The following is a 19,568-nucleotide window of genomic DNA, read 5'->3' as shown; positions in this document are numbered from 1 at the left end:
GGCACGCTGAGTCAACTCCTCGAGGAGCGTTTGCGTCCATTCCAGCGGCCCATTGAGCAACATCGGCGAACGGGCTACCCCCAGCCTGCGGGCCATGGCTTTGAGGGCTTCCAAGCTGGCCGACAGGGGGCGAGTGCTGGCCACAAACAGCAGTTCCGTCAGCCCTTGGGCATGACAGGTGAGCAGGTCGGAGCTCACAGCAGAGCGCAGCTCCCCATCGACTTCCGGCAAGGGTGGCAAAGTTAAACTGCCCTTGGCTTCCAGGCGAAGAGGTGCGGCCAAGTTGTCCTGAGGCGTGGGGGCAAGCAGGTGCAGTTGTCCGGTCGGATCGATCAGCAACAGGTAGCCGTAGAGATCCTGCTCGCTGTTGTTGCGAAGGGTGAGATGCAAGGGATCCCCCCGCATAAACCGTTGCATACCCACCTCAGCAGGAGCAGAGGCTACAGACTGGACAAGGCGTGCTGCCAACGGGGGAGCTTTGGCAGCTTTACCTTTGACGGCCAACTCCGCCACCACTGCCAAGGAAGAGGAAACCGCATTGAGGGTGGTGCGCAAACGTTTGGCAGCCAGCAGATGGGCAAGACGGGGAGCTAACCGCTGGACGGCCATTGCTGCGGCTTCTCCTGCCGGGCCACAAGAATTCAGGAGCAATTCTCGCCCCGGCCAGAACAGGCTGTAGCTGTTCACTTCCAGAGGCTTGAGCAGGGTGTCCGACCGAAAAGCAGCGGCCATTTCCGGGGTGATGCGGCCCAACAAACAGTCCACCTGTCGCTCGCGGGGGTTGGCCGTTTCCATCCAGCTGTAGCCGGCAATGGCATTGGTCAGATCCACCTTTTCAATGCGGCCCAGGTTCTCCTCTAGGCCAACCAAAAGCTTGAGCGTGCTGGAGAGGCCGCGCAGCTGCTCCCGCAAAGGTGTGCCCACAGGGGGAAGCTGCCCTTCCGGACTGGCCACCTGAACCTGAGCCAACAGCCCACTTCGAGAACGCACCAGCAGCGGCGTCGGCGAAGAGGCCGAAGGATCGGCGGGAATGGGAGCCAAGAGAGTACCTGGCTGCAAACCACACAGCGCCGCCGACGGGATCCCGCCCAACCACACCTGAGCCCGATTTCCCTTCACTTCTTGGACTACCCCGCTCACCCCTGCCTGCGTGGGCGCAAGAAAATAGGGGTGAATGCGTCGGGCAGTGTCTTGGCCTTCCAAGGTGGGGCGTTGGCAGGCGAAGAGGCCCAGCTCCCGCCGGCTAACCACTTGGTTAAAGGCCACCAGCAGACGAGTGGCAGGCGTGGTTTCCCACAGGTACTGCGTCAGCAGATAGGTGAGTACCCCAGCATAGAATCCTGGCCAAGCGGCTTCTGCTGCCAAGTCTTGCGGGGTGGTGGCCGAAATCAGCAAGCCCTTGGGCGGAGACGGCCAAACCCGCTGCGGCTCCGAGGAGTCCGAGATCGCGGCTGGGGGACGGGAACGCAGTTGCAAGTTGCCTCGCACCGACGGCGAGACATAGGTAAAGCCACAGTCCAGAAGGGTGGTGATCTGGGCAGTGCCCAAGCCTTCCAAAAGCCGGAAAAAGCTGTCTAGCTCCATTGCTGCCACTCCCTCAGAGCCAGACAACAGCAGCACCGGCTGCCAACAGTTGGGCGCGGATCCCAGCCGCCACTGGCCATAGCCGCTAAACTGCACCACTACCGTTTCAGCCGTGTGACCTTGACCCCCCAAGTGCTCTGCAAAGGCCGATTGGATCCCAGCCGGCGTGGCTGCCCCATCGGTAAGGGTGAGAATGTCTGCCGGGTCAAAACCAAAGCGATAGAGGAGTAGCTCCCGCTGCAACTCCACATCTGTCAAACACCCTTGTAGCGCGGATCCCTCACCAAGGTAGCGGTTAATACCGATGAGAACAGCCAGCTTGCGGGAGCCAGCCGCCAAAGCTTGCCCATATCGCTCAGCCCGGCCCCTCAACCAGCCAGGGGACAGGCCAAGACCGGCAGCAACCAGGAGGAGTTTTTGCAGAAAAGACCGCCTTTCCATGTTGACCCTCTGGGTTGACCCCCGGCCCAACGACTACCCCATCGGCCAGCGAGCCACAGCTAAACTTTGCACTGGAATCTGTTGCTGCCTATTTCAGGATATCCCCATCCACACAGCTTTTTCCCGAGATCGAGTGACAGTTTTTGGCGTTTTCTTTGCATTCCTTATCAATCAAACCTCCGCTACTTCCCATGGGGATCCCACGGCAGCGCTCTTCTGTCAGACAAGTCCGTCAGACAGGAGGGAAAGTGTGAGGAAGTCAATACTCAGCGGTTCAGGAAATAGGGCAAGCAAGCCCCACGCTCCGGCCAATGGAAGCGGACGAAGGGAACCAAAATGAACCTAGCTATCCCCAGACAGAACAGGCCAAAGTAGAGGTGGAAAGCCCCGACTGGATCAGCTGGTTCCATCCTTCCCCCTCCTAGGGATCCCAGCGCTAAGGCCAAGAGATTGTTCAAGGCATGAGCCAAGACAGGCAAGGTCAGGGAGCGAGTCTGCAAGTAGAACAGGCCCATCACCAAGCCGAACACCGTCAGCCCGACTGGGTTGGGGTGCAGCAGGCCGAACACCACAGAAGAAGCCAGTAGCCCTCTGGAGAGGCCCCACTTGAGGCCCCAGCGGTGTAGCAAGATGCCGCGAAACAGCCACTCCTCCGTTATGGGGGCCACCACCCCAATCGAGAGCCAGCGCAACCCCTGATACACCTGCGGCCAGGCCATTTCTCCATCCTCTTCCCCCAGTGAGTGCAGCATCGACTCCGCCAGCTCCGGCGCAGGCAGGGATACCAGGTAGAGCATCAACAAAGTTGTGCCCAGGGAGAGCACCAGCAAAGCCGGCACCACCCGCAGCAGGGATCCCCAGGGAATAGCAGCCCGCCAGTTGCCCCACAGCCGCCTCATCTGCAGATGGGCTTGCTGCCCCCGCCGCCAGCTCCAAATACAGGTGAGGACAAAAGTGGAGCAATAGACCAGGTAGGCCAGCAGTGGATCATCCGGTGGGAGATGCAACATCTGGGCCAAAGCCACGGCTCCCAAACCCACGCCCAGGTTGATCACCAAGAAGGCCAACAGCAGGTGGCGCGCCTTAAGGGCTGCAAATCCGGTCGAACTCGGCTCGGCAGGCGGCAGAGGGGGGGATCCAGACACAAAGGCAGAGATCGCGGTTTTCCCATTTTAGGTTTGGCGGGGATCCCCGTAGGTGGGCTGCTGTCACCTTCTCCGGGAGAGGATGAAGATCCTTTTCTGAAGGTTTGGCTGGCCTTTTCAAGCCCAATCGAGCAGGCCGGTGGCCGCCTCCAAGAGTCGCCAGGCTGAGCCAGCAAGTTAAGATGTGTTACGGAATCCGTTGGGGCATCTATGGGCGCAACACCGTCAACACCGGTAGTGACAACAGCAGCGAGGCAGCATAACTTGGGTTCCGCAGCGGCGGACTCTCCGGTTATGACCATCCCGCCAGCAAATCTGGGAGTGGCACCGGAGTTGAGCCTGCGTTATGACCCAGAACAGTTGGCCAAGCAATATCGAGGGCGCTGGGATCTGGTGGTGCGGCGCCTGTTTCAGTTGATCACCCCTTTTTTGGGCTTGTTGGCCTGGGTGTTTTGGGATCGCTGGCGGGGAGTAGAACTGAAGAATCGCCCGAAACATGCGGCCCGGCTACGGGAGATCCTCACGGAATTGGGGCCGACAGCCATCAAAATCGGCCAAGCCCTCTCCACCCGTCCCGATCTGGTTTCGCCCCTGTTTCTGGAGGAACTGGCCAAACTGCAGGATGAGCTGCCCCCCTTTGACAATGCCATCGCTTTTGCCCTCATCGAGTCGGAAATCGGCAAACCCGTAGACAAAATCTTTCGAGAAATCAGCCCCGAACCGATTGCCGCCGCCAGCTTGGGGCAAGTGTACCAAGCCTACTTGCATACCGGAGAGAAAGTCGCCGTCAAGGTGCAGCGGCCCGATTTGATCGGGCGCATCTCTCTCGACATGTACATTGTTCGCAGCTTGGCGCTGTGGGCCAAAAAAACTTTCCGCCGCATCCGCAGCGACCTGGTAGGCATCGTCGATGAGTTCGCCGGGCGCCTTTACGAAGAGATGGACTACACCCAGGAGGGCCGCAATGCCGAGCGGTTCCTGGCCCTGTACCGTCACCCCTCCATCTATGCCCCCAGAATTTACTGGGAGTACACCCGCACCAAGGTGCTGACGATGGAGTGGATTGATGGCATCAAGCTGACTCAGGTTGACAAAATCGCTGCTGCGGGGCTGGATGGACGGCACTTGATCGAGATCGGTGTCAATTGCTCCCTCAAGCAGCTTTTGGAAAATGGCTTTTTCCACGCCGATCCCCACCCGGGCAACCTCTTGGCCATGTACGACGGGCGGCTGGCCTATATCGATTTCGGCATGATGAGCACCATCGCGCCCCATCAGCGCTACGGCCTGATCAAGGCGATTGTGCATTTGGTGAACCGAGACTTCGCCGGGCTGGCCCAAGACTACGTGGACTTGGAGTTCCTGGATCCAGATACCGACCTGACTCCCATCATCCCTGCTCTGGAAGCTGTCTTCGCCGAAGCGATGGGCAAATCGGTCTCCGAACTGAATTTCAAGAGCATCACCGATCGGCTCTCGGGGGTGATGTACGACTTTCCCTTTCGAGTTCCCGCCTACTACGCCTTGATCATCCGCTCTTTGCTCACCCTGGAAGGGATTGCCATCGGCCTGGATCCCAACTTTAAGGTGTTGAGCGTGGCCTATCCCTACGTGGCTCAGCGCCTGCTCACCGACCCGGCCCCGGAGCTGCGCGTATCTCTGCGGGAGCTGCTGTTTAACCAGGGGCAATTTCGCTGGAACCGCCTGGAGAACCTGCTGCGCAACGCCGTCAACAGCGAGGATTTTGACCTGCAGGGATCCCTGGAAAAGGCCGTTGATTTTATCTTTTCTGAGCGGGGCGCTTTCCTGCGGGAGCGCCTAGTGGATGTGCTCTTTTCCAGCTCGGGATCCCAGGGTGGCTCAGATGGCTTGGCTCATTTGCAGCGTCTGTGGGAACTCCTCAGCAGCAACCCAAGCTTTCAGCCGCTGCAGCTTCTGCCGATTGTTGCCAAGGTGGCTGCCAAACCGGAAGCTCAACAACTGGGCCGTCAATTGGCCTCCCGCTGGTTGCAACGCTCGGCAGCTCGCCTCATCCGCGACCTGCTATTGCCGGATACAGAAAAGCCCAGTTCACCCTCTTCCCTCAACGGGCGTGGCGGGATCCCTGGGCCAGCAACCTCTGCTTCTACCGCTCAACTTCCCCTTCCGGCCTAGCTCAGGTGCTCTTGGGGGGCAGTATCGCTGTTGGGGTTAACAGAGGCCAGAGCCAGCGTAATCCACTCGGAAAATTCATCGCGGCGGAAAACCTGGGGGCGGGAGCGGGGGCCAAAACGCAGCAGGCTGGGCATGCCGTGCTCCTTGAGTCGAGACTGTAGCCAGGTGCCCACACCGGTTTTGCCATCGTTGGGCATTTCGGTTTGGAAGTCACTGTACATCAACAACAACTGGCTGCGAGATTGGAGCACCGCATTCTCTTGAATTAACTTCGGCAAGGAGAGGTTGGTGGCTGGAACTGCCCCTTTGCTCCCTTTGGCCGATTCACGACGACGGTCGCGCGGGCGCGGGTTAGTGCTTTCACGGCTCTTGCGGGTTTTGGGTTCACTAGGCATAGAATCTCCTAAACGACAGAGTGCTCCCCAACGGGGGTTAAAGCGGGAACTCGCAGGCCAAAAGCCGAGCCCGCTGTGAAAGTGGCTCGATGGGTACAGTTCTGGAGAATCGCTGAGAAGAGGGACACGTGGTCTTGAGTAAGCGAAGAAGAACTGCGCTGAGCCGGCACGAAAGGCTGGGATCCCTTCGACGCAACAGCAGTCCACAGCGGGCCGAGCTCCTGCCAATACATCCAAGGCCTGCCCTTGTTTTTCCTGTCGGAGGCCAGTTTGGCTACCACGAATCCGCAGGGCAAGCAAGCCCGGATATTACCCCTATATTGACTTAAAAATGGACAAGTGGACAGTCCCTGGCCGAGAATTTAGCTGCTGCGGCGGGAGCTTCGGAAGGAACTAGGCTTGCCCGCCGGTGGCGAGTATCGCTGAGCTACGGGAGCAGCCTCCTACTACACCTGGAAGCGGTTGTTGGTGGTGTCCAAAAAGGAGTTTCACTGGCTTACTGAGATACTATGCGCATTGCCATTGTCGGGTTGGGGTTGATTGGCGGATCCCTGGCCCTCAAACTGACCGAAAAGGGATATCCCGTCTGGGGGATAAGCCGCAACCCGGCCACCTGCAAACGGGCTCTGGAACGGGGTGCTGTCCAAGGCTGTGGAACCGAGTTGGCCCAGTTGGCTCGCTTTGATCCGCAAATGGTGCTGATCTGTACCCCTCTGGAGCAGGTGTTGACCACGCTAGCCGCCCTGTTGCCTTATTTGTCGGCAGAAACCGTGGTGAGCGATGTCGGCTCGGTTAAGCAGCCCATCGTTGCTCCGGCAACCGAATTGTGGCCCTGGTTTGTGGGGGGGCACCCCATGGCCGGCAAAAGCCTGCAAGGGATCCAAGCGGCAGAAGCTGACTTGTTTCGGGGGCGGCCCTACGTGCTCACTCCCATCGCCGAGACCCAACCTCAGGCTCTCGATGCGGTGAAAGAACTGATTGCTGCTGTTGGCGCAGAAGCTGTCCTCACGGATCCCGCCCGCCATGACCGAGCGGTGGCCTGGATCAGCCATTTGCCGGTTATGGTCAGTGCCAGCTTGATCGCAGCCGTCAGCCAGGAGGAGGATCCCGCGATTCTGGAATTGGCCCGCACCTTGGCCAGCAGCGGATTCCGCGATACCAGCCGTGTTGGCGGAGGGATCCCGCAATTGGGTTTGGAAATGGCCCGCCACAACCGGCAGGCGCTGCTGACTGCCCTGAGCAGCTACCAAGCCCAGTTACGACAGATAGAGCGGTTGATCGATGGCGAAAAGTGGGACGAATTGCTCCGGGTGCTGCAACGAACTCAACAAGAATGGCAGCAGTTCCCGGTCAACCATCCTCGCGAAATTCTCCACAACCTGGGCGGTGGGAATGGATAGCAAAGATATCTTGAACGGGCTCGGGGATCCTTCATGCTACCTTGGGCTTATGTTGACAGATTGAGCTTATGTTGAATGCGGCTCAGCTCTGGCTTTACCACCTAGAACAATGGGCAACTGAGCTGGTGCAGTTTCAACTGCAGCACCTTTCTCCCGTTAGTCTGTTGGTGGTGGGTCTGGCGGGCTTGCTCACCAGTCTTTCCCCCTGCACGTTGTCTATGCTGCCGGTGACCATTGGCTACATCGGCGGCTACACCCCCGCTTCTGAGGAAACGGCTGGGGAAGGGCGGCGGCAAGCTTGGGCTCAATCTTTGGGTTTTGCGGCTGGCGTGGCTTTTACCCTGACCCTGCTGGGTTTGTCGGCAGCTTTGCTGGGTCGCGTTTACGGACAAACCGGATCCTTCGGGCCTGTTGTGGCGGGGGGAATTGCCATCTTGATGGGGCTGAACTTGTTAGAGGTGATCCCCCTGCGTTTTCCCGATTGGTTTAACCGCCTCGAGATTCCCGGAGAATGGCCCAGGCTGGGTCGGGCAGTGTTGCTGGGGTTAACTTTTGGCCTGGTGGCCTCTCCCTGCAGTACGCCGGTTTTGGTGGCTTTGCTGGCTTGGGTTTCCACCACAGGGCAGCCATGGGTAGGGGGTGGGCTGTTGCTGGCTTACGGGCTGGGATTGGCCTTTCCTCTGCTCCTGGCGGGGGTGTTTACCGGGTTGGTGAAGCAACTGTTGGCCCTGCGGCGCTGGTCGGGCTGGCTCACTTATGCCAGTGGGGTGGTGTTGGTGGGGTTCGGCAGCGTAACAATCTTGTCGGCTTGGGCCTAAGGGATCCCTGCTGCTGCAGGCTAAGATGGGGCTACACCTACAGCACCCTGTTGAAAACTGCGCCTTGCCTGGCAAAAACGGCGATCTGAATCTTGAGCCGACAAACTTCTCATGGTCATATACTCTCTCCCGCTTGCCCGCTGGGTTTCCTCGCTGCGGCGGTACTTTCGTCATGAGCTGCTGCCGCTGCTGGCGGATCTGCGCCTGGCCATTGGCCTTTTGTTGGCAATTGCGGTCTTGAGCGCCACCGGCACGGTGATCGAGCAAGAGGAAACGGCGGCTTTTTATCAGGCTCACTATCCAGAGCATCCGGCCCTGTTTGGCTTTCTCACCTGGCGGGTGATCCTGAGCTTGGGATTGGATCACGTCTACCGCACCCCTTGGTTTCTGGCCATTTTGATCCTGTTCGGCAGCAGCCTTGCCGCCTGTTCCCTGACGCGCCAATGGCCGATGTTGAAGGGGGCCCGCCGTTGGAGCTATCTCACCCGCCCGCAGTCTTTTCAGCGCCTGCCGTTTCGGACGTATCTGCCTCAGCAATCTTTACAAGGTCTGCCGGAGCAGTTGCGCCGACAGGGCTACCTGGTGTTTCAGGAGGGCCATCACCTCTACGCCCGCAAAGGGTTGATCGGCAGGATCGGCCCCATCTTGGTGCATGTCAGTATGCTGCTGATCTTGCTGGGGGCCATTTGGGGCAGCATTGGCGGCTTCAAGGCCCAAGAACTCATTCCCAGCGGCAGCGTGGCTTCCATTCAACACTTGACCGGAGCGGGAGATCTGGCTCGTGCTCACTTGCCCACCTGGCAAATTCGGGCCAATCGCTTCTGGATTGACTACGCTCCCGATGGCCGTGTCAAGCAGTTTTATTCCGACCTCTCGATCTTGGATCAGGGTCAGGAGGTCAAACGTCAGACCATTTCCGTCAACCATCCTCTCTCCTACCGGGGTGTGACCCTCTACCAAGCCGATTGGAGCATCGACAGCATCCGCATCCGCATCAACAACAGCCCCACTTTTCAAATCCCGGTGGTGCCGGTGCGTACCGAGGCAGGCAACAAACTCTGGGGCGCTTTTGTGCCCACCCAGCCGGACATGAGCCAGGGACTCACGCTGCTGCTGCCGGATTTGCAGGGGACAGCCCTGCTCTACGACACTGAAGGGCAATGGATGGGATCCCTGCGCCAAGGCATGAGCTTGGCCCTCGACGAAATCGCTCCCCAACGCTTCCCCAACCCGCTCACTCTGTATCTGGATGAGGTGATCGGCGCTACCGGACTGCAAATTAAATCCGATCCAGGGATCCCTGCGGTGTATCTCGGATTTGGGCTGTTGATGGTGGGGGTGGTGATGAGCTACTTCAGCTACAGCCAAATCTGGGCTTTGCAAACGGAGACGGGGCTCTACTTGGGGGGCAAAACCAACCGGGCCTTGGTTACTTTCGAGCGAGAATTCGACCGCTTGGTGGAGCAACAAAAGGTCGCCTTCTCTCTTTCCCAGATCCCAGTGGAAGCTGAGATTGGCTAGACGCAGCTTTTTCCGGCGAAACCAGCCTCCTGCCCAATAGGGATCCCATCTATACAATCCAGGGATCCAGTGAGCGGCGCTGTTGGCTCCAGAGGGATCCCATTGGTTGAGACGGGCTTTCTCTGGGTTGACTTTGAGGGGATGTTCTGGGGCTTCCCAACATGAAGATGACCCTGAGGAAAATACAAACTACTGTTTCAGTTTCCACATACTTCTCCACATCTCGAAGGTTTGCTTAGAGATTGAGCTAGAGTGTTTCCAGTGGGTTCCTGTGGTGGGCCGCCTTGTTAGGAGGGCAAGACATGAAAGTTGGAGATCGGGTGCGGGTGCGTACCAGCGTGATTGTCTATCACCACCCGGAATATCGCAATCGACCTTTCGACCTCAAAGGTATGGAAGGGGAACTGAAGGCCGTGCTTCGGGATTGGAATGGCCGCCCGATCAGCGCCAACTTTCCCTTTCAGGTGCAGTTTGACAACAAGTTCCGTGCGCATCTCCAAGCTGATGAGCTAGAGGTGGTTGAGCCGGCCAACTCTGAAGAGCCCGCCGGGACGGCGGCCTAGTTAAGGCCCAACAGCGTGCGGTTGGTTTCCAGAATTGGCCTGATCAACTTGGTTTCTTCGGGGGTGAGGTAATTGGCTATCACTTCTTGTAGGAAGCGATAGGTGGCCTCGCAACTGCGTTGGGTGCGGAAGGCCCGCATTAAGGTCTGGAACCAGTAGAGAAATCGATCTTTGTAGCGTTGCTCATCGTCCAAGAGCATGGCCAAAGCCGAGAGGCGCAAAACCCGAACGGTGTCAGCCTTCCACTTGTTGCTAAAGTCTTCCACCCCTCGCATGAGCAAGTAGGGATCCAGCGCGCGCATTTTCATCTCCACATCCCGGATGATCTGGGCTTCCGCCGCCTGGATCTTGCGATAGGCGCTCAGGCGAAGGTCAAAGGAGGCTAGGTAGGTCTCCATGAACTGCAGCTCCTCATCCCTGAGATAGCGCCCGTCGGCAGCGATGCTCAGTTCGCGCAGTTGAGTCAGCATAGGGATCCCTGGGCAAGCTGGAATGAGAGTGGAAAAAACACCACCTATCCTGGCTGACGGCACAGCCTTGGTCCCTCAATCCTATCCCCAAACTCCTGGCCAGAAGAGGGGAATTGCAGGGATCCCCGGCAACCCTCTCAGTCAGGTTAATATTAATTAACAGTCTGTTGCTGCAAGAACCCACCCGACCCCAGATTGTTACCCATAGGTCACCATCTGCGAGTTCGATTCAAAAACACCCTTTGGGAGGAAACACTTCCGTGAGTCAGAAAGGTAAAAACAAGAAATGGAGAAGCGCGGGGTTATATGCGCTACTGGCCATCGTCTTGATCTCTTTAGCCACCACCTTCTTGGGTACCCGCCCGGCTGAGCGTTTGGAGATCAGCTACTCCGACCTGATCAGCCGTGTTGAACGGGGCGAGGTCAGCAAAGTTTTGGTGGAGACGGCCCCGGATGGTCGCCAAGTTGCCATTGCCGAGGCAGAAATCAACAACCGCGCCACCCAAGTGCAGGTGAATCTGCCCCCCCTTACCCCTGAGTTTGAGAACACCCTGGTTGCCAACGGGGTGGAGCTGGCGGTACGCCCTGTTCAAGAGGAGGGGCTACTTGGGCGCATTCTCAGCACCTTCTTCCTGCCGGTTTTGCTCTTGCTGGGGCTCTTTTTCCTGCTGCGGCGGGCTCAAAATGGCCCAGGCAGCCAAGCTCTCAACTTCGGCAAATCCAGGGCACGGGTGCAGATGGAGCCGAAAACCCAAATTACCTTCAACGATGTGGCCGGCATCGATCAGGCCAAGCTGGAGCTGGCAGAAGTGGTGGATTTCCTGAAAAATTCAGAGCGCTTCACCGCTTTGGGAGCCAAGATTCCCCGCGGGGTGCTGCTGGTGGGCCCGCCCGGCACCGGTAAGACCCTGTTGGCCCGCGCCGTAGCCGGAGAAGCAGGTGTGCCCTTTTTCTCCATCTCTGGCTCTGAGTTTGTGGAGATGTTTGTCGGGGTCGGCGCTTCTCGCGTGCGGGATCTGTTCGAGCAGGCCAAGCAAAATGCTCCCTGCATCGTCTTCATCGATGAAATTGATGCAGTCGGTCGCCAGCGGGGAGCTGGCTTGGGAGGTGGCAACGACGAACGGGAGCAGACCCTGAACCAGTTGCTCACCGAGATGGACGGTTTTGAGGGCAACTCCGGCATCATCGTCATTGCGGCCACCAACCGACCGGATGTGCTGGATGCAGCGCTGCTACGGCCTGGCCGGTTCGATCGCCAAGTTACGGTGGATCGCCCCGATTTTCAGGGCCGGCTAGAAATCCTCAAGGTGCATGCCCGCGGCAAAACCCTGTCTGCCGATGTGGATCTGGAGAAATTGGCCCGCCGTACCCCTGGGTTTACCGGCGCCGACTTGGCCAACCTCCTGAACGAAGCGGCTATTCTGGCTGCCCGCCGCAACCTCACCGAGATCTCCATGGACGAGATCAACGACGCGGTGGATCGGGTGTTGGCCGGTCCGGAGAAGAAGGATCGGCTGATGAGCGAACGGCGCAAGGAGTTGGTGGCCTACCATGAGGCGGGCCATGCCCTGGTGGGATCCCTCTTGCCCAACTACGATCCCATCCAAAAAGTGACGATCATCCCCCGTGGCCAGGCGGGTGGTCTCACTTGGTTCATGCCCAGCGATGACGACATGGGGCTCACCACCCGTGCCCATCTGAAGAACATGATGACCGTTGCCTTGGGTGGGCGTGTGGCCGAAGAAGTGGTCTATGGAGAGTCGGAGATCACCACGGGGGCAGCCAGCGACCTGCAACAGGTGGCCCGCATCGCCCGCAACATGGTGACCCGCTTCGGTATGAGCGATCGCCTGGGAAATGTAGCCCTAGGTCGCCAGTACACCAACATTTTCCTGGGCCGGGAAATCGCCGCAGAACGGGATTTCTCGGAGGAAACAGCGGCCCTCATTGACGAAGAGGTGCGGCGGCTGGTGAACGAGGCCTACCAACGGGCCACCTACTTGATTCGGGAAAACCGTGCCCTCTTGGATCGGATCGCCCGTCGTTTGGTGGAGGCCGAAACCATCGATGGGGAAGAGCTGCAGGCCATCATCGACAACTCTGAGGTGGTGATGTTGCCCCCCGAAGAGGAGCCAGAACCGCTGACGCTTCCTATGGCCGTCAACGCTGGCGCCTAGTCTCTTGTCCCCAAGCTCAAACTTGGGATCCCTGCTTTTCCTCTTGAGGAGAGAGGGATCCCAATGTTTTGTATGATTTGCGCTGGGAGAGGGGGAGTCCACCCTAGCCGGCAACAGCCGAACCCAACAAAGTCCGGCTCGCCTCTGCTTCCAGGGGCTGAGGCTCGTAGATTTTCAGCACGTACTCCGCTACCATGCGGTCGGTGTTGAAAACGGGGTTGAGCGTGCGGATCGCCTCCTTCATGCGGGCAATCCAACGACGTGGGATCCCTTGCTCGTCCCGGTCGTAGAACATGGGGATCACCTCATACTCCAACAAGTCGTAGAGGGAGTTGGCGTCCAAGTCGTCTTGGGCAGCGGGATCCAGACCTTCGATTTCTTGGCCAATAGCCCAGCCATTGCGACCGTTGTAACCCTCCGGCCACCAGCCATCCAGTACCGACAAATTCAATCCCCCACTGAAGCCCACCTTTTGCCCTGAGGTGCCAGAGGCTTCCAGAGGGCGTCGCGGGTTGTTCAGCCACACATCGACCCCCTGCACCAAATTGCGACCGACATAGGCATCGTAGTTTTCGATGAAGGCGACCCGGTTGGCCACCTCAGGCCGGTTCGACCATTCCACCACCCGCTGGATCAGGCGCTTGCCCCCTTCATCCCGCGGATGGGCCTTGCCGGCGAAGATAATTTGCACAGGGTACTCTTTGTTGGTGAAGATGCGGGTAATTCGCTCCAGATTTCGCAGGATCAAATCTCCTCGCTTGTAGGTGCTGAAGCGGCGGGCAAACCCAATCGTCAAGACCTTGGGATCCAACAACTGGTTGACCGCTTGGATGCGTTCGTTGCTTTCGCCGCGATTGCGCCGGGCCCGCAACACTCGGTGACGGGTGAAAGACACCAGCCGCTCCCGCAGAGCTTCTTTGCGCCGCCACAGTTCTTCATCTGGGATCTCTTCCACCTTGGCCCACAGTTCCGGGTCTGACACCCGCTCCGGCCAATCGGGGCCCAAGTACTGGTCGTAGAGATTCCAGAAGAGGGGGGAAACCCAGGTACGGGCGTGAACCCCATTGGTAATGGAGCTGATGGGCACCTCATCCACCGATCGCTCAGGGTAGAGCACATGCCACATTTCGCGAGAAACCCGTCCGTGGAGCTTGCTTACGCCATTGGCTGCCCGCGCGTACCGCAAAGCCAGCACCGTCATGTTAAAGCGCTCCCAGGGATCCCCGGTGCGCCGAGCTCCCAAGGCCAAAAATTGTTCCCGCGTCAGGCCCAGTTGAGGCCAGAAGGAGGCAAAGAACGCATCCATCTCATTGGGGCTAAAGGCATCGTGGCCAGCCGGCACCGGTGTATGGGTAGTAAACACACATTTTTCCCGCACCTTGGCCTCCGCCGTCTCGAAGGGGGTGCCCCGCGCCACTTCCTCCCGCAGCAACTCCAGCGTCAGGAAAGCAGCGTGCCCTTCATTCATGTGATAAACCATGGGATCCAAACCCAACTGGCGCAGCAGGCGCACCCCACCGATACCCAGGATGCACTCTTGGGCAATGCGAGTATCGGTGCTGCCCCCGTAGAGGTGGGCGGTAATCCAGCGATCGATGGGGTCGTTCTCCGGCAGGTCGGTGTCCAGCAGAAAAAGAGGTACCCGGCCCACGTCCGCCCGCCAGGCCCGCGCCTTCACCAACCGCTGCCGCATCGCCACTTCCACCAACAGAGGGCTGCCATCCGGCTGGCGCACCAGAGTCAACGGCAGAGACTCAAACTCAGAGTCTTCGTAAAGCTCCCCCTGCCAGCCATTGTTGTCCAGGCGCTGTTGGAAGTAGCCCTGACGGTAGAGCAACCCGATGGCCACCAGGGGCACTCCCAAATCCGAGGCCGACTTGAGGTGATCGGCAGCCAACATACCCAGCCCGCCAGAGTAGGTGGGCAAAGACTCGTGCAAGCCGTATTCGGCACAGAAATAGGCGATGGGACGCTGCCAGTCGTAGGTTTTCATGGTGCGCTTGGCCCAGGTATCCTCAGCCGCCATGTACTTCCGATAGGACTGCACCATCCGGTTCAACGTGTTGAGGTAGTTCACATCGGTGGCCAAGGCTGCCAACCGCAAGTAGGAAACCTCCTCCAGCATGCGCACCGGGTTGTGGGAGGTTTTTTCCCACAGGGCGGGATCCATTTCCCGGAAAATGGTGAGGTGATCCGGGTTCCAAGTCCACCAATAGTTACGGGCGATCTCGCACAGGGGCGTGAGCGCTTCCGGCAGCACCGGACAACGTTCGGGAAAAGCAGGAGCTAAGGTGGCAATGGACATAGGACAGATACCTGGGGTTAAAGTTATGGGCTCGAAAAAGAAGAGGTAGAGGTCGATGCTGGTAAACGTATCTCAATTATTATTGAGCCGATCCTGAGGATCCCGAGAGGGGAATTCAAGATCTCTACAAAATCTTCACAAAATCTTCAGGGATGTAACCCAAATTTGCCCAGGCTTCTCTCGATCTTGTCATAGCAGCGCGGAGCCTTCAAAAGCAGCGTTCACAGGCAGCCCAGCTTTCGATTCCGGCAGAAGCTGCCCGTCTATCTTCAGAGATGGTGCAACGTTAGAGTTAACTCAAAGTTAACAAAATCTACAGAACCCCAACGAACCCTTGGGGAACCCCTCCGGTTCAATTAAAATGCTGCTTCTCATAAGCTCTTAAAAACTGCAGCCGCTTTTGCTACCAATCGATGATTTTGTTGGCTTCTCCCTGAAGTTGAGCCCTAACGTCCTTCCACCACTGCCAAGGTGGTGTTGCGGTAGTAGTGGCTGAGGATCTGTTGGTAGGAGTAGTTCTGGCTGGCCATCCCAGCCGCTCCCCACTGGCTCATGCCGACGCCATGTCCGTAGCCGCGCCCCTGAACCTCAAAGAAAGCCGGGAATGTCCCTGCCACAGGAGCCAGGCTGGCCGTAGTGGTGGCCTCTCCGCGTGGACTAATGGCAATCTTTGTGCTGCGCAACCCAAGAGCCCGACGAAAATCGCCGGCATTGAGATCTTTGATCCCTTGGGATCCCGTCAAGCGCACCGTGATTGCCCGTCCCCACGGGGAGCTGCGCAGTACCTCCACAGAACGAATGGCACCGATCCCGGCAGCCAATTGCTGAATCTGTTGGGCAGGAACGGTGGCCGTCCAGCTAAACACCGGTGAGTGCTGATCGAAATCCGGCACCCCCTGTAAGTAGGGCCGCGACTCTAACCAGACATTGCCTGCATCATCCGTATGTCCCCCCGCAGAGGAGTGGAAAACCGCATTGATCAACTGCCCCTGGTGGATGAGAACCTGCCCGGCGGTCTCACGGGCAGCCGCTTGGGTACGGCTGGATTCGGCAGCTACCCCCTTGTAAACCTGCCAATCGATCCCATTTCCTAAGTCAAAAGGCTGCTGGGAACGGCGACTGCGGTGGTAGAGGGCATAGGTGCGGGAGGCCACGGCTTGGGCTTTAAGAGCCTCCATGGGAAAACGGTGTCCCATCTCGCTGCCCACTACGCTGGAAACGTAGTCCTCCAAGCCAACTTGGTTGATGGCAATCACCCCACGCTCGCCGGGGATCAACTCCACCCAGCCACGGTACCAATTCTGGTCGATAAACACTAACCCATCGGAGGTGGTGGGCTGTAGGTAAAGACGTTCTCCCTGTTGGCCGGCCAAACTGACTGCTGAACCCGAACGGCTGGCCTGCAGCGGTTGCATGGCCTGAACCTCTGCCAGGGGTTGTCCCTGGGCATTCAACAGGCGGGCTCCAGTAGAGCTGCCGATCGTGACCTGAGACTTGTTGACGGCAACAGCCACCCGCAGCAGCACCCGTGCTTGCACCGGAAAAGTTAAGCACAGCCAAGCCCAAACCAGAAGGGCAATACTCCTAAGCCAAGCTGATGGGAGAGGAGAAAAGGAGAGGGCAATAGTCACACACCAATCCTCTGTGAAAGACTACCCGCCGCTGGGCATAGCCAGCGAGGGATCCCAGACAAGTCGGGTTTTGAGAATCCAGGCATAGGGCCGACGCACCCTCAACAACCCAAGCGGCCACCGTTGGGCTCAAGAGATCCCGCACTCGGACAGCCTTTTTTGGGGCTGGTGCAGGACGCGAGTGAGGACCAGCCGAACCCGATATGACAGTATCAAAAACCTCTGGCGGATGCACGACCCCAGCCCGTTCTTTTTGCCCCCAATTTCTTCCTCAGGTTGTGCGCGGGATCCCGCGGCGGCGGCAAAACCACTGCTGCAATAGGCGTCGACACTCGACCTCGCAAACTCCGCCGATGATCTCCGGGCAATGGAAGCTGGCAGCGGAGGCAGGCAAATTGAGTACACTGCGCAAAGCCCCGGCCTTGGGATCGTCTGCACCGTAAACCACCTGAGCCAGCCGCGATTGGCTGATGGCCCCGGCACACATGGGGCAAGGCTCAAGCGTGACGTACAGCCGACAGCCCCGCAGTTGCCAATCTCCCAGCCGTTGCCCTGCCTGCCGTAGGGCTAGGATCTCCGCATGGGCCGTGGGATCCCGATCCCGTTCCCGCCGGTTACTGCTCAGGGCCAACAGCTCTTCCCCTGGCCCGACCACCAGAGCTGCCACCGGCACCTCTCCGGCTTCTCCCGCTTGCTCAGCTTCTCGCAAGGCCAACTGCATCCAGGCGCGGTGGCGCTGCCACAGATCCCACCCTTGCGGCTCGGAGGAATGGAGCTCGCTCGGATCCCCGATCATTTTGGGTGTTTCGAGCACTGCCTTTGCCCGCAAGATTTGCTAAGGTGAACACACATACCCCGAAATCCGAAAGGAAGAGTAAAAATAGGTAGAATAGGCCAGGAGTGAACTGAGTTTCGACGGCGTAAGTCAGGGAGCTGGTTCACGCCTTTTGAGTCTTGGCGATACGGCTTAGCTTTGGGAGGGATCATGGCGCGGATTCTACGGCACACACTTTTGGCGATGGCTCTGTTTGGTGGAGGCGTCGCGGGTGGGGTCTGGCTATCGTCTCGATCGGGGCAGGAGTGGTTACAGCAAACTCCTCTGGTCACTTGGACGCAACGGGCCGGTGAGGGAGTAGGATCCCTTTTGCCCTGGTCTGAGCCCCGCCCTGAGGCTGCGAATTCTGCCCCTCCCGCCGATGCCGTCCGGCCTTCTAATTTTATTGCCGCCGTTGCCCAAAAGGTCGGCCCAGCGGTGGTGCGCATCGATGCCACCCGCACCGTGTCGAGGGGGGTCAACCCAGAACTGTTCAACCAGCCCCTGTTTCGCCGCTTCTTTGGGGATCAACTACCGCAGTTGCCGCAGGAGTTTCGGCAAGAAGGCACCGGATCGGGGTTTATCATCGACGCCAGTGGCCTGATCCTCACCAACGCCCATGTGGTGGAAGGCAGCGAGCGAGTCAGGGTTCATCTGCTGGATGGGCGCACCTTTGAAGGAGAGGTGAAGGGCTCAGATCCGGTTACCGATATCGCAGTGATCAAAATTGAGGGGGAGAATCTGCCCACGGTTACTTTGGGTAACTCTGACTTGGTGCGACCAGGGGATTGGGCTATTGCCATTGGCAACCCGCTGGGCCTAGACAATACCGTGACTGCTGGGATCATCAGTGCTGTTGGGCGCTCCTCCGGGCAAATTGGGGCTGTCAACAAGCGGGTGACTTTCCTGCAAACGGATGCGGCCATTAACCCCGGCAACTCGGGTGGCCCACTGCTGGATGCGGAAGGCCGCGTGATTGGGGTGAATACGGCCATCTTCCAGCGGGCCCAGAGTGTGGGCTTTGCCATCCCCATCAACCGCGCCATGGAAATTGCCGAGCAACTGATCCGTGACGGTCGGGTAGAACACGCCTTCTTGGGCATTCGCATGATCACCCTCAACCCTGACATTGTGGCGCGCCTCAACCGCGACCCCGCTCGTCCCACCACGCTGACAGTGGAAGAAGGGGTCTTGATCGGGCAGGTGATTTCGGGATCCCCGGCTGAGGAGATTGGCTTGCGGGAGGGGGATGTGATCACTGAAATCAATGGGCAGGCCATCCGCGATGCCGAGCAGGTGCAGCAGTTGGTGGAAGCCGCCGGGGTGGGCAATACGCTGACGCTGCGGGTCATCCGCGATGGACAGGCGCGCACCTTCCAGGTGAAAACTGGAGTGCTGCCCGTAGACTTCTAAGCAGTTTTATGTGCCGTCAATTTACTGATCCCCGTGACACAATGGCCCTAGAGGCGGGGGTCAGGTATGGCTTGGGCAGTCGGCGAAAGACTACAGGGGGGGCGCTACCGCATTGAGGCCATCTTAGGAGAGGGGGGCTTCGGCATCACCTACCGGGCCTGGGATAGCGTTCGTGCCGACCAGGTGGTCATCAAAGTTTTAAGCGACAGCATCAGTCGGGATCCCGAATATCCCCGCTTCCAGCAGAACTTCATGAACGAGGCGCTGCAACTGGCCCGCTGCCACCATCCCCATGTGGTGAAGGTGGAAGAAGTGATCTGGGAGCAGGAGCGCTGGTGTATTGTGATGGAGTACATCCGCGGCCAGACTCTGCACCAGCTTCTGCGGCAAAAAGGGCCGTTGCCCCTGCCGGAAGCCCTGCGCCTGACGCGGGAGGTGGGATCTGCCCTGATGGCCTTGCACGAACAGGGGATCCTGCATCGGGATGTGAAGCCATCCAACATCATGGTGCGGGAGGGATCCCAGCAGGCGGTGTTGATCGACTTTGGCCTAGCTCGCGGCTACACCCAAGGTCTGATCCAACGCCACACCTCCTACGGCACCGATGGCTATGCTCCTCTAGAGCAATACGACAGCTTGCGCCGCCGCGGCGCCTTCACCGATGTCTACGCCTTGGCAGCAACCCTCTACACGGCGCTGACGGGGATGGTGCCTATGTGTGCGCCAGTGCGGGCCAC

Annotated in this window: 15 protein-coding genes; 8 read left to right on the top strand and 7 right to left on the bottom strand. The window is 58.9% G+C overall.

Features of this window, described 5'->3' with window-relative positions; translation table 11 throughout:
• Positions 1–2,025: caspase family protein (locus tag NW849_RS09625; RefSeq protein WP_414357464.1), on the bottom strand; the 2,025-nt coding region annotated here is incomplete at its 3' end.
• Positions 2,026–2,291: 266 nt separating this feature from the next.
• Complete coding sequence (locus tag NW849_RS09620; protein ID WP_414357463.1) at positions 2,292–3,170, bottom strand: lysostaphin resistance A-like protein; 879 nt, start codon at positions 3,168–3,170, stop codon at positions 2,292–2,294.
• A 210-nt stretch (positions 3,171–3,380) separates the two neighbouring features.
• On the opposite strand from NW849_RS09620, the gene NW849_RS09615 reads away from it, so the two are divergent.
• Entirely contained in the window at positions 3,381–5,324 is a 1,944-nt protein-coding gene (locus tag NW849_RS09615) for an ABC1 kinase family protein (protein ID WP_414357462.1), read from the top strand.
• Here the strand turns inward: NW849_RS09615 and NW849_RS09610 are convergent.
• Entirely contained in the window at positions 5,321–5,719 is a 399-nt protein-coding gene (locus tag NW849_RS09610; protein WP_414357461.1) for a hypothetical protein, read from the bottom strand. The genes NW849_RS09615 and NW849_RS09610 overlap by 4 nt on opposite strands.
• A 509-nt stretch (positions 5,720–6,228) precedes the next feature.
• Between NW849_RS09610 and NW849_RS09605 the strand changes: the two genes are divergently transcribed.
• The 4 genes from NW849_RS09605 to NW849_RS09590 all read left to right on the top strand — a co-directional run bounded on the left by NW849_RS09605 (position 6,229) and on the right by NW849_RS09590 (position 10,021).
• A complete protein-coding gene (locus tag NW849_RS09605) occupies positions 6,229–7,119 on the top strand; it encodes a prephenate/arogenate dehydrogenase (RefSeq protein WP_414357460.1) in 891 nt (296 codons plus the stop codon).
• A 68-nt stretch (positions 7,120–7,187) separates the two neighbouring features.
• Positions 7,188–7,937, top strand: a complete 750-nt coding sequence (locus NW849_RS09600) for a cytochrome c biogenesis protein CcdA (RefSeq protein WP_414357459.1) — start codon at positions 7,188–7,190, stop codon at positions 7,935–7,937.
• A 111-nt stretch (positions 7,938–8,048) separates the two neighbouring features.
• Positions 8,049–9,458 carry a cytochrome c biogenesis protein gene (locus NW849_RS09595; protein ID WP_414357458.1) on the top strand — a complete coding sequence of 470 codons (1,410 nt, stop codon included), beginning with the start codon at positions 8,049–8,051 and terminating at the stop codon, positions 9,456–9,458.
• Positions 9,459–9,760: 302 nt separating this feature from the next.
• Complete coding sequence (locus tag NW849_RS09590) at positions 9,761–10,021, top strand: ferredoxin-thioredoxin reductase variable chain (RefSeq protein ID WP_414357457.1); 261 nt, start codon at positions 9,761–9,763, stop codon at positions 10,019–10,021.
• Here NW849_RS09590 and NW849_RS09585 read toward each other — a convergent pair.
• Positions 10,018–10,491: a hypothetical protein gene (locus NW849_RS09585; protein WP_011432275.1), complete on the bottom strand. Its 474-nt coding sequence runs from the start codon at positions 10,489–10,491 to the stop codon at positions 10,018–10,020. The genes NW849_RS09590 and NW849_RS09585 overlap by 4 nt on opposite strands.
• A gap of 260 nt (positions 10,492–10,751) precedes the next feature.
• Between NW849_RS09585 and ftsH the strand changes: the two genes are divergently transcribed.
• On the top strand, positions 10,752–12,668 hold the full coding sequence (gene ftsH / locus NW849_RS09580; RefSeq protein WP_414357456.1) for an ATP-dependent zinc metalloprotease FtsH: 1,917 nt from the start codon (positions 10,752–10,754) through the stop codon (positions 12,666–12,668).
• Between the two features lie 103 nt (positions 12,669–12,771).
• Here the strand turns inward: ftsH and glgP are convergent, their stop codons facing one another.
• From glgP to NW849_RS09565, 3 genes are all read right to left on the bottom strand, one after another.
• A complete protein-coding gene (glgP, locus tag NW849_RS09575; RefSeq protein ID WP_414357455.1) occupies positions 12,772–14,973 on the bottom strand; it encodes an alpha-glucan family phosphorylase in 2,202 nt (733 codons plus the stop codon).
• 446 nt (positions 14,974–15,419) lie between these two features.
• Positions 15,420–16,604 (bottom strand): SpoIID/LytB domain-containing protein, encoded by a 1,185-nt coding sequence (locus NW849_RS09570; RefSeq protein ID WP_414357454.1) that lies wholly within the window; start codon positions 16,602–16,604, stop codon positions 15,420–15,422.
• A gap of 271 nt (positions 16,605–16,875) precedes the next feature.
• A complete protein-coding gene (locus tag NW849_RS09565) occupies positions 16,876–17,400 on the bottom strand; it encodes a nucleoside deaminase (RefSeq protein WP_414357465.1) in 525 nt (174 codons plus the stop codon).
• Positions 17,401–17,589: 189 nt separating this feature from the next.
• On the opposite strand from NW849_RS09565, the gene NW849_RS09560 reads away from it, so the two are divergent.
• Entirely contained in the window at positions 17,590–18,831 is a 1,242-nt protein-coding gene (locus tag NW849_RS09560; RefSeq protein WP_414357453.1) for an HhoA/HhoB/HtrA family serine endopeptidase, read from the top strand.
• A 66-nt stretch (positions 18,832–18,897) separates the two neighbouring features.
• Positions 18,898–19,568, top strand: a 671-nt coding sequence (locus NW849_RS09555) for a serine/threonine-protein kinase (protein ID WP_414357452.1), incomplete at its 3' end; no start/stop codon positions are given.

It is taken from the genome of Synechococcus sp. R55.3 (assembly GCF_047461975.1).
GTDB lineage: Bacteria > Cyanobacteriota > Cyanobacteriia > Thermostichales > Thermostichaceae > Thermostichus.
This window is presented reverse-complemented; position numbering and strand designations above follow the sequence as displayed.